Origin of the sequence: Methylosinus sp. LW3, from assembly GCF_000527115.1 — a bacterium.
GTDB lineage: Bacteria > Pseudomonadota > Alphaproteobacteria > Rhizobiales > Beijerinckiaceae > Methylosinus.
This window is the reverse complement of sequence record NZ_AZUO01000001.1, coordinates 2,434,046-2,446,827: the sequence shown is the minus strand read 5'-3', so window position 1 is coordinate 2,446,827 and position 12,782 is coordinate 2,434,046. Positions and strand designations below refer to the sequence as shown.

Annotated in this window: 12 protein-coding genes; 8 read left to right on the top strand and 4 right to left on the bottom strand. The window is 68.1% G+C overall.

Features of this window, described 5'->3' with window-relative positions; genetic code table 11:
* Window positions 1-133 precede the first annotated feature (133 nt).
* The 3 genes from METLW3_RS0112415 to METLW3_RS0112405 are packed head-to-tail and all read left to right on the top strand — an operon-like array spanning window position 134 to window position 2,568.
* Entirely contained in the window at window positions 134-676 is a 543-nt protein-coding gene (locus tag METLW3_RS0112415; protein WP_024880227.1) for a hypothetical protein, read from the top strand.
* A 27-nt stretch (window positions 677-703) separates the two neighbouring features.
* Window positions 704-1,690 (top strand): biotin synthase BioB, encoded by a 987-nt coding sequence (bioB, locus tag METLW3_RS0112410; RefSeq protein WP_024880226.1) that lies wholly within the window; start codon window positions 704-706, stop codon window positions 1,688-1,690.
* A gap of 35 nt (window positions 1,691-1,725) precedes the next feature.
* Window positions 1,726-2,568, top strand: coding sequence for a shikimate dehydrogenase (locus tag METLW3_RS0112405; protein WP_024880225.1), 843 nt, complete (start codon window positions 1,726-1,728; stop codon window positions 2,566-2,568).
* 55 nt (window positions 2,569-2,623) lie between these two features.
* Here the strand turns inward: METLW3_RS0112405 and METLW3_RS26865 are convergent, their stop codons facing one another.
* Together METLW3_RS26865 and METLW3_RS0112395 are read right to left on the bottom strand one after the other, a co-directional pair.
* Window positions 2,624-3,298: a phasin family protein gene (locus METLW3_RS26865; RefSeq protein WP_024880224.1), complete on the bottom strand. Its 675-nt coding sequence runs from the start codon at window positions 3,296-3,298 to the stop codon at window positions 2,624-2,626.
* Between the two features lie 181 nt (window positions 3,299-3,479).
* Window positions 3,480-3,839 carry a phasin gene (locus METLW3_RS0112395; protein ID WP_024880223.1) on the bottom strand — a complete coding sequence of 120 codons (360 nt, stop codon included), beginning with the start codon at window positions 3,837-3,839 and terminating at the stop codon, window positions 3,480-3,482.
* Window positions 3,840-4,142: 303 nt separating this feature from the next.
* On the opposite strand from METLW3_RS0112395, the gene METLW3_RS0112390 reads away from it, so the two are divergent.
* From METLW3_RS0112390 to METLW3_RS0112370, 5 genes are read left to right on the top strand one after another with little or no spacing between them, the layout of a single operon-like run.
* Window positions 4,143-6,935 carry a histidine kinase dimerization/phospho-acceptor domain-containing protein gene (locus tag METLW3_RS0112390; protein WP_024880222.1) on the top strand — a complete coding sequence of 931 codons (2,793 nt, stop codon included), beginning with the start codon at window positions 4,143-4,145 and terminating at the stop codon, window positions 6,933-6,935.
* A 38-nt stretch (window positions 6,936-6,973) separates the two neighbouring features.
* On the top strand, window positions 6,974-7,447 hold the full coding sequence (locus tag METLW3_RS0112385; RefSeq protein WP_024880221.1) for a nucleoside deaminase: 474 nt from the start codon (window positions 6,974-6,976) through the stop codon (window positions 7,445-7,447).
* Window positions 7,444-8,211, top strand: a complete 768-nt coding sequence (locus METLW3_RS0112380) for a 5-oxoprolinase subunit PxpA (RefSeq protein WP_024880220.1) — start codon at window positions 7,444-7,446, stop codon at window positions 8,209-8,211. The genes METLW3_RS0112385 and METLW3_RS0112380 overlap by 4 nt, the downstream gene beginning before the upstream one ends.
* A gap of 4 nt (window positions 8,212-8,215) precedes the next feature.
* Entirely contained in the window at window positions 8,216-8,944 is a 729-nt protein-coding gene (locus tag METLW3_RS0112375; protein WP_024880219.1) for an allophanate hydrolase subunit 1, read from the top strand.
* Window positions 8,941-9,972, top strand: coding sequence for a biotin-dependent carboxyltransferase family protein (locus tag METLW3_RS0112370; protein ID WP_024880218.1), 1,032 nt, complete (start codon window positions 8,941-8,943; stop codon window positions 9,970-9,972). The genes METLW3_RS0112375 and METLW3_RS0112370 overlap by 4 nt, the downstream gene beginning before the upstream one ends.
* A 142-nt stretch (window positions 9,973-10,114) precedes the next feature.
* Here the strand turns inward: METLW3_RS0112370 and tolB are convergent, their stop codons facing one another.
* Together tolB and METLW3_RS0112360 are read right to left on the bottom strand one after the other, a co-directional pair.
* Window positions 10,115-11,428: a Tol-Pal system beta propeller repeat protein TolB gene (gene tolB / locus METLW3_RS0112365; RefSeq protein WP_024880217.1), complete on the bottom strand. Its 1,314-nt coding sequence runs from the start codon at window positions 11,426-11,428 to the stop codon at window positions 10,115-10,117.
* A gap of 52 nt (window positions 11,429-11,480) precedes the next feature.
* The gene (locus tag METLW3_RS0112360) at window positions 11,481-12,776 is read right to left on the bottom strand and encodes a hypothetical protein (protein WP_024880216.1); all 1,296 of its coding nucleotides are present in this window, start codon (window positions 12,774-12,776) and stop codon (window positions 11,481-11,483) included.
* Between the last annotated feature and the right edge of the window lie 6 nt (window positions 12,777-12,782).

The window sequence follows — 12,782 nt, the reverse complement described above, 5'->3', positions numbered from 1 at the left end:
CACCCGATCGCTCTGATGGGCGACAGCGCCGCCATCTCCCGCCGATCCCGCCATCCCGCTCCCTCCCTTGTCGCCTCCGCCCGTCCGACTTATAGACCTCGCTGCGGCCGTAACCCTATCCGAGTGCTCGACCATGGAAGACGCGTCCTCGATTCTGATTCCCGCCGCCGTCGGCGCGCTCATCGGCGTGGCTTTCGCCTTTTTCGCGCGCTGGTCGGAGCGTTATCCGCAGGCGGGCTCCCGCCGCGCGCTGGCCTATGGGCTCATCGCCACGGCCGCGCTCTATGTCGGCTTCGCCTTCGCCTCGGACAATGCAAAGGCCTGGTTCGGCATCGAAATGACCGGCCTCGCTATTTTCGGCTCCTTCGGGCTGCTGGGCCTCGTCGGCTCGCCCTGGTGGCTCGCCATCGGCTTCGCTCTGCATCCCTTCTGGCATCTGCAGTTCCATTATTTCGGCACGGGCTCGGAGTTCGCGCCGGCGTGGTTCACGCTCGGCCTCACCGGTTTCGATCTGGCCGTCGCCGCTTATGTCGTCTATGCCATTCTGCGCGGCGCCGATCCGCAGCTCCAGCGCAAGCCGCGGCCCTCCGCGCCTTCCGCCGCCGGCGGGGAGGAGGATGAGCCGCAACGTCCGCTCACGCGCAATGAGCGCCGCGTCGCCAAAAAGTCGCGCTGAAACCACGCCGCAGAGAGGCTCCGATCGATGAACGCTCCCGCCGATTTCACTCTCCGTCACGATTGGACGCTGGAGGAGATCGTCGCCATCCACGACGCCCCTCTGCTCGAGCTGATCGCGCGGGCGAGCGCACTGCACAGCCGCTTCTTCGATCCCAATGACGTGCAGAAGGCGGCGCTGCTCAGCATCAAGACAGGCGGCTGCCCGGAAAACTGCTCCTATTGCTCGCAATCTGCGCATCACCGCGAGGTCAAGCTCGACCGCGTCGAGCTGCTGCAGGTGGACGAGGTTCTGGACGCCGCCAAGCGCGCGCGGGAGGCCGGGGCGGATCGTTTCTGCATGGGCGCAGCCTGGCGCCAGGCGCCCAAGGGCGAGCGTTTCGACTCCGTGCTGGAGATGGTGCGCGGCGTGCGAGCGCTCGGCATGGAGGCCTGCGTCACGCTCGGCATGCTCGACGACGGCCAGGCCGAGCGTCTCGTGGAGGCGGGCCTCACCGCCTATAACCATAATCTCGACACTGGGCCGGAGTTCTACGGCGAGATCGTCACCACCCGCACCTATGAGGATCGACTGCAGACGCTCGCCGCAGTGCGCCGCGCCGGCATAGAAATGTGCTGCGGCGGCATCATCGGCATGGGCGAGAGCGTGCGCGACCGCGCCCATATGCTGCAGGTTCTGGCCTCCTTCGATCCGCATCCCGAGAGCGTGCCGATCAATGCGCTGGCGGCCATAGAAGGCACGCCGCTCGAGGGCCGCCCGCCGGTGGATTCGCTGGAGCTGGTGCGCATGATCGCGACGACGCGCATCCTCATGCCGAAATCCCGCGTGCGCCTGTCGGCCGGCCGCTCCGGCCTCTCGCGCGAGGCGCAGATATTGTGCCTCGTCGCCGGCGCCAACTCCATCTTTTATGGCGAGAAGCTTCTGACGGCCGGCAATCCCGGCCTCGACGCCGATGCCGCGCTCTTCTCTGCGCTCTCCGCGCAGGGGCAGGGGGCCTGCGCGGCGAAGCAATAGGCGCCGCGGGCGGGAGGAAAAGCGGGGAGAGACCGATGCATGGGCAGGACCGCTTTCTCCTTGCCGGCGTGATGGGCTGGCCGATCTCGCATTCGCGCTCGCCCAAAATCCACAATTACTGGCTCGCCCGCTATGGTCTCGCCGGCGCCTATGCGCCGCTCGCCATAGAGCCGGGTCGGCTCGAGGCGGCGCTGCGCGCGCTGCCGGCGCTGAATTTCTCGGGCTGCAATCTCACCATCCCGCATAAGGAGGCGGCGCTCGCCATCGTCGACGTTCTCGACGCGAGCGCGACGCGCATCGGCGCGGTCAATTGCGTGGTGGTGGAGGAGGACGGGACGCTCGTCGGCCGCAATTACGACGGTTTCGGCTTCACCGCCTCGCTGCGCGCCGCCGCGCCCATGTGGCGGGCGGACGCCGGGCCGGCGGTGGTGATCGGCGCGGGCGGAGCGGCGCGGGCGGTCATCGCCGGGCTCATCGATTCCGGCGCGGCCGAGGTGCGGCTGTTCAACCGCACGCTCGAGCGGGCGCAGAAGATCGCAGCGGATTTCGGCGCTCCGGTCACGGCGCATCGCTGGGAAGAACGCGCCGACGGCCTCGCCGGCGCCGGCCTGCTGGTGAACACGACGAATCAGGGCATGGTGGGCGAGCCGCCGCTCGATCTGCCTTTGGATCGCCTGCCGGCGGAAGCGCTCGTCTCCGATATCGTCTATGCGCCGCTGGAGACGCCGCTGCTGGCCGCGGCCCGCGCCCGCGGCAATGTCGCGGTCGATGGGCTCGGCATGCTGATCCATCAGGCGCGGCCGGCGTTCCGCGACTGGTTCGGCGTCATGCCGGAGGCGACGCCGGAGCTGCGCGCGCTGATCGAGGCGACGCTGTAGAGATCAGAGCGCTCCGCCCGGCGCATCCGGCCGGGCGAGGAGTATTTCGCGGGGCTCACGCCACAAAGGCGGAGACAGCGAAGCGGAAGGGCGACCAGCGGCTCGACAATTCCACCAGCTCATTGGCGCGCTTGAGGAAAGTCGAGTAGCGCTCGCTCGCGAAGCGCGATTGCGCCTCCAGCGCATCGCTCACCGATCGCGCTTGGCCGAGGGCCAGCGCCAGATCGAAAACGGCGGTCGCGTTCTCATTCACGAGATCGAATGTCTTCAACGACCAGAGGCTCGGGTCGAGCGGCTCGGCCTTGGCGGGCGCGGTCTCGATTGTCGCGGCGACGATGGTCACCGGCGCGATCGGCGCTTGGGCGATCGGTTCCGCAACGACCTCGAGGGCGGGTTCCGCGATTGTCTCGAGGACAGGTTCAGCCGCCGTCTCGAGCGCCGGCTCCGGCGCTATGTCGAAAACAGGCTCCGGCGCGGTCGCGGTCTCGGCAGGGACCTCGATGGCAAGCTCGGCCGGCGTCAGCGCCAACTCGACGGGTTCCAAGGCGGCGGTCACGGCCTCGATCTCGGCGGCTTCCAGAGCGGCGGCGACGGCGTCGATCTCGACGGGCGACGCGGCCTCCAGCGGGGCCGTCTCGTGCTCATCGTCGTCCAGCGCGTCCTTGAGGGTAATCGGCGGCTCCTTCGGCGGCGCCGGGCGCTTGGAAGAACCTCTCGTATGGGTGGCCATCGCTTCGGGCTCCTTTCGTGCTGGTGTCGGCAGTTAGTGTCGCGCCCGAATCGCCTTCGGCGCTCGAAAGCTCCGCGGAAACGCCGCTCTACTCGACGCTGCCTCTACTCACGCCGCCGAGACGCGCCGCAGCGCGTTTCGTCGAGGCGCCGCGCGTCATCGGCGCGGCGCCGTCGGCAACTCACTTGCCGGTCGTCGCTTTTTGCAGCGCAGCGCCGAGATCCTTGGCCTGGGACTGTATCGCCTCGACCTGGCTCTTCACATACTCCGCCTGCAGCTGGAGCACTTCCTGGGGATCCTTGGCGCGCAGAAGCTTCTGCGCGAGATCGAAAGCCGCATTCACATTGGCTTCGGCGTAGCCGAGCGCCTTGGCGCTCACATCCTTGGCCCCGACCTGGAAGGTGGCTGTCGTCGTCTCGACGGAGCCGATCGCCTTTTGCGCGGCTCCGGCGAATCCCTCGAACGCCTTGCGCGCCTGCTCGACGCTCTTTTCGGCGAAGTCGCGGACTTCGTTCGGTATCTGATAGATCGGTTCGCTCACGAATGCTTCCTTCTGGTCGGGTCGGCTCGAACGCCCGTCGGCCGAAGAAGGGGCGCCGGCCGAGCCGAATATGGCTCAACTCATGTTGCATTGCAACATAATTGTGGTCTAGGGGCGGCGCATCCGTTCATCATGAATCGTCGAAGCTTGTTAAAATGTCCTGCGCCGCATAGACCAAGCCGCAACGAACCTTTAAGTTTCCTTTAACCGATCCTTCACCTTGATCGGCCGCGACGCGCGTTCCGCGTCGTTTTGTTCCGCGCCGCTTCCGGCGCTTGTCGCGTCTGAAGAGGCGCTGTCGATATGAGCGAGCACGACAGGATCGAGAGCGAGGCGGTCGCCACGCAGATCGGCGCCGATCCGGCCTTCGCCGCGCTCGAGGCGTCCGGCGCGCCGATCGTCGCCGCCGCGGGCGAGCCGCTGGCGATCATCCACGCCAATGAATCCGCCATATCCGTTTTCGGCGGCGATCTCGTCGCGCTCGGCGACCGGCTGTTCGGCGGCGACGAGCCCGGCGCGCGCCGGCTGCGCGAGCTCGCGGGGGCGGAAAGCCACGCCGCCGCGCCGCGGCTGGAGCGGCTGCGTTTCTCCTTCGGCCCAATCGCGCAGACGGCGACGGTTCTGTGCCGCAGGCTGACGTCCGAGGATTCGGCGCCGCTGTTTCTGGTCGCAATGCTCGGCATGCGCTCCGCCGCGAATGAGACTCCGCTGGTTCAGCCAGCCGAAGCTCCTGTCCCCGAGGCCGTGATCGCCGAGCCAGAGGCTGTAGCCGAGTCCCGCGCAGCTCCCGAGCCTGTGATCGAGCCGCCGCCCGCCCGTCCGCCGCGGCCGGAACGTTTCCTCTGGCGCTCCGACGCCGAGGGACGGGTGCTCGATGTCACCGCCGCCCTCGCCGATGTGGTCGGGCGCGAAAATGGCGACATTGCCGGACGTCCGTTTCTCGAGCTGGCGAGCCGGCTGCGACTCGCGCCCGATGAACGCCTCGCCGACGCCTTCGATTCGCGCCGCTCCTGGAGCGGGGTGGAGCTGGACTGGCCGCTCGACGGCGGCTGCGCCCGCGTTCCTGTGACACTCGGCGCTCTGCCGGTCTTCGACGACGGCCGTCATTTCGGCGGCTATCAGGGCTATGGCGTGCTGCATGTGGATCGGCTGCGCCAAGAGCCGGAGCGCGAGCCAGAGCCAGAGCCCGATTTGACGCCGCCGCCAGCGGAAGAGCCCGCCACTGCGCTGGAGCCGCTGCCCGAGGCCGTCCCGATCCAGACCGCCCCGGCCGAGACGGAGCAGACGCCGGCGCTCCTCGGCGCCAAGATCGTGCCGCTGCGGCCGCTGCCTCGCCTCGAGGAGGCCGCAGCCTCCATCGGCGAGTCTCTGTCGCCGAGCGAACGCACCGCTTTCGACGAAATCGCCCGCGCGCTCGCTTCCGCCGCGCAAAAGCCGGCCAAGGGCTCGGTGCGCGATTTGTTCGAGACGATCGAGCAGGCGACCGGGCAGCAGGCGATGGGGCAGGCGACCGCCGTCTCGGCGGAGCCCGCGCCCGAATCGGAGCCTTTCGAGGAACCGTCCCACGAGGCCGCGCCGTCCCAAGAGCCTCTGCCCTCCAATGAGAATAGCGCCTTTCCGGGCGATCTCGCGCGCGCCGCCGCTCTGCTCGATCGGCTGCCCATAGGCGTCATGGTCGCGCGCGGGGCAGAGGCGCTCTACGCCAATCGCACGCTGCTCGATTATCTCGGCTATGGCGACGCTGCGGCGCTATCCGGCGATGGCGGCGCGACGCGGCTCTTCGCCGGCAGACGCCCGCCGACTGCTGCGGACGGAACCACGGGCGGGGTCGTCGAGGTGCTCGACTGCGACGGCGAGCCGCTGGAGGCCGATGTTCGGCTCGAGCCGATCCAATGGGACGGTCTGGCGGCCACCCTCGTCACGCTGCGCAGCGCGGCTTCCGTCGCCGCGCCGGAGAGCGCGCGCGCCGGCGCCTTGCGCAAGGAGCTGGAGAGCCGCCGCCATGAGGCGGAGGAGCTGCGCGCGACGCTGGACGCCATGGGCGACGCCGTCGTGGTGGTCGACGCGGAGGGCAGGCTGCGCAGCGTCAACGCCGCGCTGGGCCGGCTCATCGGCGGCGAGCCGCGCGCGCTGCTCGGCTCTGGCCTCGCCTCGCTGTTCTGCGACGCCGATCAAGGCGTGGTCGCCGATTTTCTCCGTCGTCCGACGAGCCGCGATCTGGGCGATGGGCTGCAGGTGCAGGCGCGTGGACGCAATGGTCAGGTCATCCCGGTGCAGCTGACGCTGGCGCCGCTCGGCCCGCCGCCGGAGCTGAGGCGCTGCGTCATTCTCCATGTCATCCGCCGTCGCAGCTCCGACGACGAGCTCGAGGCCGCCCGTAGTGAGGCCGAGCGCGCCAGCGCCGCCAAGACCGATTTTCTGGCCAAGGTCAGCCATGAGATCCGCACGCCGCTCAACGCCATCATCGGCTTCGCCGAGGTGATGATGGAGGAGCGCTTCGGCCCGCTCGGCAATGATCGTTACAAGGAATATCTCAAGGACATACACACATCGGGCGAGCATGTGCTGAGCCTCGTCAACGATCTGCTCGATCTCTCCAAGATAGAGGCGGGCAAGTTCGAGCTCGACGTCGAGCGGATCGACGCCAACGCCGTCATCTCCGAATGCGTGTCGATCATGCAGCCGCAGGCGAACCGTAGCCGTGTGGTGATCCGCCTGTCCTTGTGGCCGCGCTTGCCGCGCATCCTTGCCGACGGCAGGTCGCTGCGGCAGATATTGCTGAACCTTCTGTCCAACGCGGTGAAGTTCAACGAGGCGGGCGGACAGGTGATCGTGTCGAGCGCCTTGACCGACGCCGGATATGTGGTGATCCGCGTGAAGGACACAGGGATCGGCATGTCCGAGAATGAGATCGAGACGGCGCTCGAGCCCTTCCGGCAGATCGGCTCGTCGCGCGGCGGCACGGGCCTCGGCCTGCCGGTGACGAAAGCGCTGATCGAGGCCAATCGCGCCTCCTTCTCGATCAAGAGCCGCAAGAACCAAGGGACGCTGATCGAGGTCGCCTTTCCGCCGCCGCAAGTGCTCGCGGCGGAATAGCGAGGCCCCGCCGGCGCCACGCCGGAAAGGGGATTTCGATGAGAGCGTCGGATATCGTCTGCATGGATGAAGCGTTTCGCTTGGCGAAGAAGAGCTTCGACGAGGGCGGCCTGCCGATCGGCTCCGTTCTCGCCGAAGGCGCGCGCATGCTCGGCCGCGGCCATAATCGGCGTGTGCAGCAGGGCGATCCTATTCTGCATGGCGAGATGGATTGCCTGCGCGACGCCGGACGCCGCGCCTCCTATCGAGAGACGACGCTCTACACGACGCTCTCGCCCTGCATGATGTGCGCGGGGACGATCGTGCAGTTCAAGATTCCGCGCGTCATCATCGGCGAGAACAGCAATTTCGGCGGCAATGAGCAGTTTCTCCGCGACCACGGCGTCGAGGTGATCGTGCTCGATGACGCGCGCTGCCGGGAATTGATGCGAGACTATATCGCGGCCAATCCGTCGATCTGGAACGAGGACATCGCCGAGGACGCGCCGCGCGGGGGAGCCGAGGGACAGTGACAGTCGATCTCAACGCCGATCTCGGAGAAGGATTCGGAGCCTGGCGCATGGGCGACGACGAGGCCATGCTCGACCTCGTGACCTCCGCCAATGTCGCCTGCGGCTATCACGCCGGCGATCCGGACATAATGGCGCGTTGCTTCACGCTGGCGAAAGCGCGCGGCGTCGCCATTGGCGCGCATGTGTCCTTTCCCGATCTCGCCGGTTTCGGCCGGCGACGCATTCCCTATTCCGCCGCCGAGGTGGAGCGTCTCGTCGCCTATCAGATCGGCGCGGCGCAGGCGCTCGCGCATTACAGCGGCCATCGCCTCACTTATGTGAAATGCCATGGCGCGCTCGCCAATGTCGCGGAGGTCGAGCCGGAGATCGCGCTCGCCGTGGCGCGGGCGACGCGCGCCGTCGACGCCAGCCTCACTCTGCTGGCCATCGCCTGCAGCGAGCAGGTGGCGGCGGCCGAGCACGCCGGCGTCACGATTGCGCATGAGGTGTTCGCCGATCGCGCCTATCTCGATGACGGACGGCTCAAGCCGCGCGGCCAGAAGGGCGCCGTGATCGATGATCCGGATTGGGCCGCGGCGCGCGCGCTCAATATGTTGAACGAGCAGGCGATCGTCACCGAGAGCGGCAAGCGTCTGCCGACGCCGATCGACTCCATTTGCGTGCATGGCGACACGTCGCACGCTGTCGATATGACACGGCGTCTGCGCGATGCGCTCGAGCGCGCCGGCTATCAGCTTCTGCCCTTTGCGCCCTCGGAGACATGAGGCGATGCGCTATGTCGCGCCGCGCTGTCTCGACGCCGGCGAGGCGGCGCTGGTCGTCGAATTCGGCGATAGCGTCGATCCTGCGATCAGCGCCGAGGTGCTGGCGCTGGACGCCGCACTGCGCGCCGCGCCGCTGGCGGGAATCGTCGAGACGGTTCCGACCTATCGCTCGCTGATGATCCATTACGATCCGCTGGCGCTCACGCGCGCCGCGCTCGTCGCCCATGTCGAGGCGCTCGAGAGAGCGCCGCAGGAGAACGCTGCGCCGAGCGCCCGCTGGATCATTCCGTGCTGCTACGCGCCGCCGCATGGCGAGGATATCGCGGCGGCGGGCGATGCGCTGTCGCTTTCGCCCGAGCGCATTGCGGAGCTTCATTCGGGCGCCGATTTTCGCGCCTATATGTATGGCTTCGCGCCGGGCTGGTGCTATCTCGGCGGCCTGCCGGAGGCGCTCGCAATTCCGCGCCGCGCCTCCCCGCGCGGGCCGACGCCGCGAGGGGCGGTGCTCATCGGCGGCGGCCTCTCGCTCATCGGCGCCGATCCCATGCCGACCGGCTGGTATGTCCTCGGCCGCACGCCCGAGCGCCTTTTCGCACCCGAACGTGATCCCTCCTTTTTCGTCGAGGTCGGCGATGCGCTTCGCTTCGAGCCGATCGACGAAGCGACATTTCGCGCGCTCGAGGAGAAAAGCGCGCGCGGCGAGATGATCGCGCGGCGCGAGACGACGCGATGAGCGCACGGCTGATCCTCCGCGCGGTGGGGCCGGGCGTCACTCTGCAAGACTCCGGGCGGCGCGGCAGCCTGCGCTTCGGCGTCACGCCGGCCGGGCCGATGGACGCGCGCGCCTATGCCGCCACCAATCTCGCGGCGGGCGCCGCTATGGGCGCAGCGACGATCGAGGTCTCGCTCGGCGGATTGGAGCTGACGGCGGAAGGCGAAACCATCGGCCTCGCCATCGCCGGCGGCGAATTCGACATTCGCCTCGACGGCGCGCCGCTTCCCTTCGCTTGCGCGCTCTCGCTGGAGCCGGGCGCGCGGCTTACCATTCGCGCGGGGCGGAGCGGGGCGTGGTGCTATGTCGCCATCGCGGGCCGCATCGATCTGCCGCCGACGCTGGGCTCGCTCGCGACACATACGCGCTCTTTCATGGGCGGGCTCGAGGGGCGGGGCTTGCGCGCCGGCGATGTTCTGCCGCTCGCCGATCTCGCCTCGCCGCCGCGAGAATTGCAGGCGCTCGAGGCGCCCTGGCTCGCCTCTGGGGAGGAGCCGATCCACGCCGTGCTCGGACCGCAGGCGGATTATTTTTCGCAAGAGGCGATCGGCGAATTTCTGTCGGCGCGCTGGCGGGTCGGGCAGCGCAGCGATCGCATGGCCTATCGGCTGGAAGGCGGGCGCCTCGCCCACGCCAAGGGCCATGACATTGTTTCGGATGGGGTGGCGCTCGGCGCGATCCAGGTTCCGGGCGACGGCGCGCCGCTCGTGCTGATGGCCGATCGCCAGCCGACCGGCGGCTATCCGAAGATCGCCAATGTCATCGGCGCCGATATCGGCCGTCTTGCGCAGCGGCGGCCGGGGGATGCGTTCTCCTTTGCCGCGGTATCGATCGAGCAGGCCGTTGCGGCGCGGCGGGCGCTGAGCGAGGCGATGGCGCGGGGCGTGCGGCTGCGCGCCGTGGGCGGGGAGATTTCGACGGAATTGCTGCTGTCCGCCAATTTGATCGGCGGCGTCGCCGATGCGTATCGGCCTTTGGATAAAGAGTAGGGCTCGCCCCCTCCCGTACCCTCCCCCGCTGCGCGGGAGAGGGGAGGCGGCAAGCATTGCGCAAACTTGTGTGAAGGGCCGAATCCGCTCCCTCTCCCGCGCAGCGGGGGAGGGCTGGGGAGGGGGGCGTCCAGCGGCTAGACTACTCCTGCAACGGTCCCCAGGACGGATCAGACGCGTAGGACGGCGTCGGCACGGGGAATTCCGAGCGGCCGAAAATATCGACCATGAAAATCTTGGCGCCGCCGCCGCCGCCCGGATCGCGGAAGAACATCAGGAACAGCCCGTTCGGCGCCCAGGTCGGGCCTTCATTATGAAAACCTTCGGTGAGGATGCGCTCGCCGGAGCCGTCCGGCTTCATTACGCCAATGCCGAAGGAGCCGGAGGATTGCTTGGTGAAGGCGATGTAATCGCCCTTGGGCGACCACACCGGCGTCGAATAATGGCCCTGGCCGAAGGAGATGCGCCGCGCGCTGCCGCCGCCGCCGCCCATCACGTAAATCTGCTGCGAGCCGCCGCGATCGGATTCGAAGACGATCTCGCCGCCGCTCGGGGAATAGGAGGGCGAGGTGTCGATGGCGTTGGTGTCGGTGAGGCGGGTCGTCGTGCGCGAGCGGACATCCATCGCATAGAGATTGGTGGCGGCGCCCTGCGACAGCGACATCACGATCTTCTGGCCATCCGGCGAGAAGCGCGGCGAGAAGGTCATGCCCGGAAAATTGCCGACCACCTCGCGCTGGCCGCTCTCTATGTTCAGCAGCAGCACCTTCGGATCGGCGGAGCCGAAGGACATATAGGTGACGTCCTGCGAGGACGGCGAGAAGCGCGGCGTGACGACGAGCTCCTCGCCGCGGGTCAGATAGCGCACATTGGCGCCGTCCTGATCCATTATGGCGAGACGCTTGCGGCGGTGCTCTTTCGGGCCGCTCTCATCGACGAAGACGACGCGCGTGTCGAAAAAGCCCTTCTCGCCGGTGATGCGCGTGAACACGGCGTCCGAAACGAGATGCGCGACGCGGCGCATATTGGCGGAATCGGTCACATATTGCTGGCCCGCGGCCTGCTCGCCGGTCGAGACGTCGAAGAGGCGGAACTCGGTCTTGAGCCGTCCGTCCGGGCTGCGCTGCGAGCGGCCGGTGACGACATATTGCGCATTGAGCGTGCGGAAGAGATCGAGATTGGGCGTGGCCTCGGAGCCGGCGGACTCCGGGACGGCGCCCGGCTCGATGGGGCGCAGAAAGACGGAGCGCTTGAAATTATTGACGATGACGCTCGTCACTATGCGCGCCGCCTCATCGCCGGAGAAATTCGTCACCGCGACGGAGACCGGCTGAAAGCCGCCGCCCGCGCGCAGATCGAGCACGCGCGCCGCGCGCGCCGGCGCGGCGAGAAGCGGCGAGAGAGTCGCGCCGGCGAGAAGATGGGCGGCCGAGCGGCGGGTGATGTCGAACGTCATGAGATGGAGGTCCTGGGCGTTTTCGAATTTCGGAGGCGTGGAGCGCTAGCCGCTACATATCCTCCCTCATGTCCAATTCCGTGACGCGCCAATAATCGTAATAGGGCGCGAAGGCGGCCGGAATCGGCATGGGGCTGCAGCGGCGCACGGCGCCGAGCGCCTGCTCGCCGCGGCTGTGCTCGACAGGATCGGAGGAGGGGTTGAGCAGGCGCGGCGCGCCTTCGAGCGCGCCCTCCCGCGACAGGCGGAATTCTACACGCGGCACATAGGTCTGCGCATTGATCGACAGCGACGCCTGCCAGCAGCGGCGATAATGATCGACCGTATAGGCGTCGATCTGCGCTTGCAGAGTCGGCGACATGCGCGGCGCGCTCGCCGTCGGCGCGCCGAGCGAGGCGGTTTTGGTCAGATCGGCGCCGGTCGCGGCGCGGCGTTGCGGAGCCTCATGGCTCAAGAGATTGGCGATATTGGCGGCGTCGAATTTCGATTTGGGCGCGGCCTCGTCGCCGGATTTCGGCTTGGCCGGCGGCTTGTCGGATTTCTTCTTTTCGTCGGAGTCGCTCGGCGCGCCCTTTTCTGCGGCCTTCTTCTTCTCGAGGAGCTTGGCCACCTCATCGACCTTCAATTGCTTGGTCGGCTCCTTGGCGGTCTCCTTGGGCTTCGCCGTCTCCTTTTTGGCCTCTTCTTTCTTGGCCTCGTCCCGGGGCTTCGGCTCGTCCTTGGGCTTCGGTTTCTCGGGCGGCTGCGGCGTCTCCTTGGCCTCCTTCTCGGGCTTCGGACGCACGGGGGGCTTGGGCTTCACCACCTCGGCCTCTTCCGGCTCCTCGCGCTCGGGCGGCGTCGGCGCGGGCTTGGCGCGCTCGGGTTTCGGCGGCTCGGGCTTGGGAGGCTCCGCCTTGGCCGGCTGCGGCTTCGGCGGCTCGGCTTTGGCGGGCTCGGGCTTCGGCGGGGTCGGGCGGAGAGGCGGCTCCGGCGTCGGCGGCAGAGCGGCGACGCGCTTGGGCGGCGGCGGGGCCTCGGGCTTGTCCTCCGGCTCCTCGAGCCGTGGCTTCAGCGGCGGGGGCGGGGCGGCGACGTCCTTTTTGGCCTCGGCGAGCGGCAGCAGCGGCTTGGTCTCGTGCTGCTCGGCGATCTTGTCGGCGCGCTGGACGGGCTTGATCTCCTTGGCGGCCTTTTCGCCCTTCATCACCTGATTGATCTGCGCATCCGTGACGATATCGACCGGCACGGTCTCTTGCGCGTCATCGAATTTCTTCGTGTCCGAAAAGGCGATGAGCGTCGCCAGCAGCAGTCCGGCATGGACGGCGGCCGATACGACGAGGCCAGGTTCGGAACGCGAGGGCTTCAACTCTTC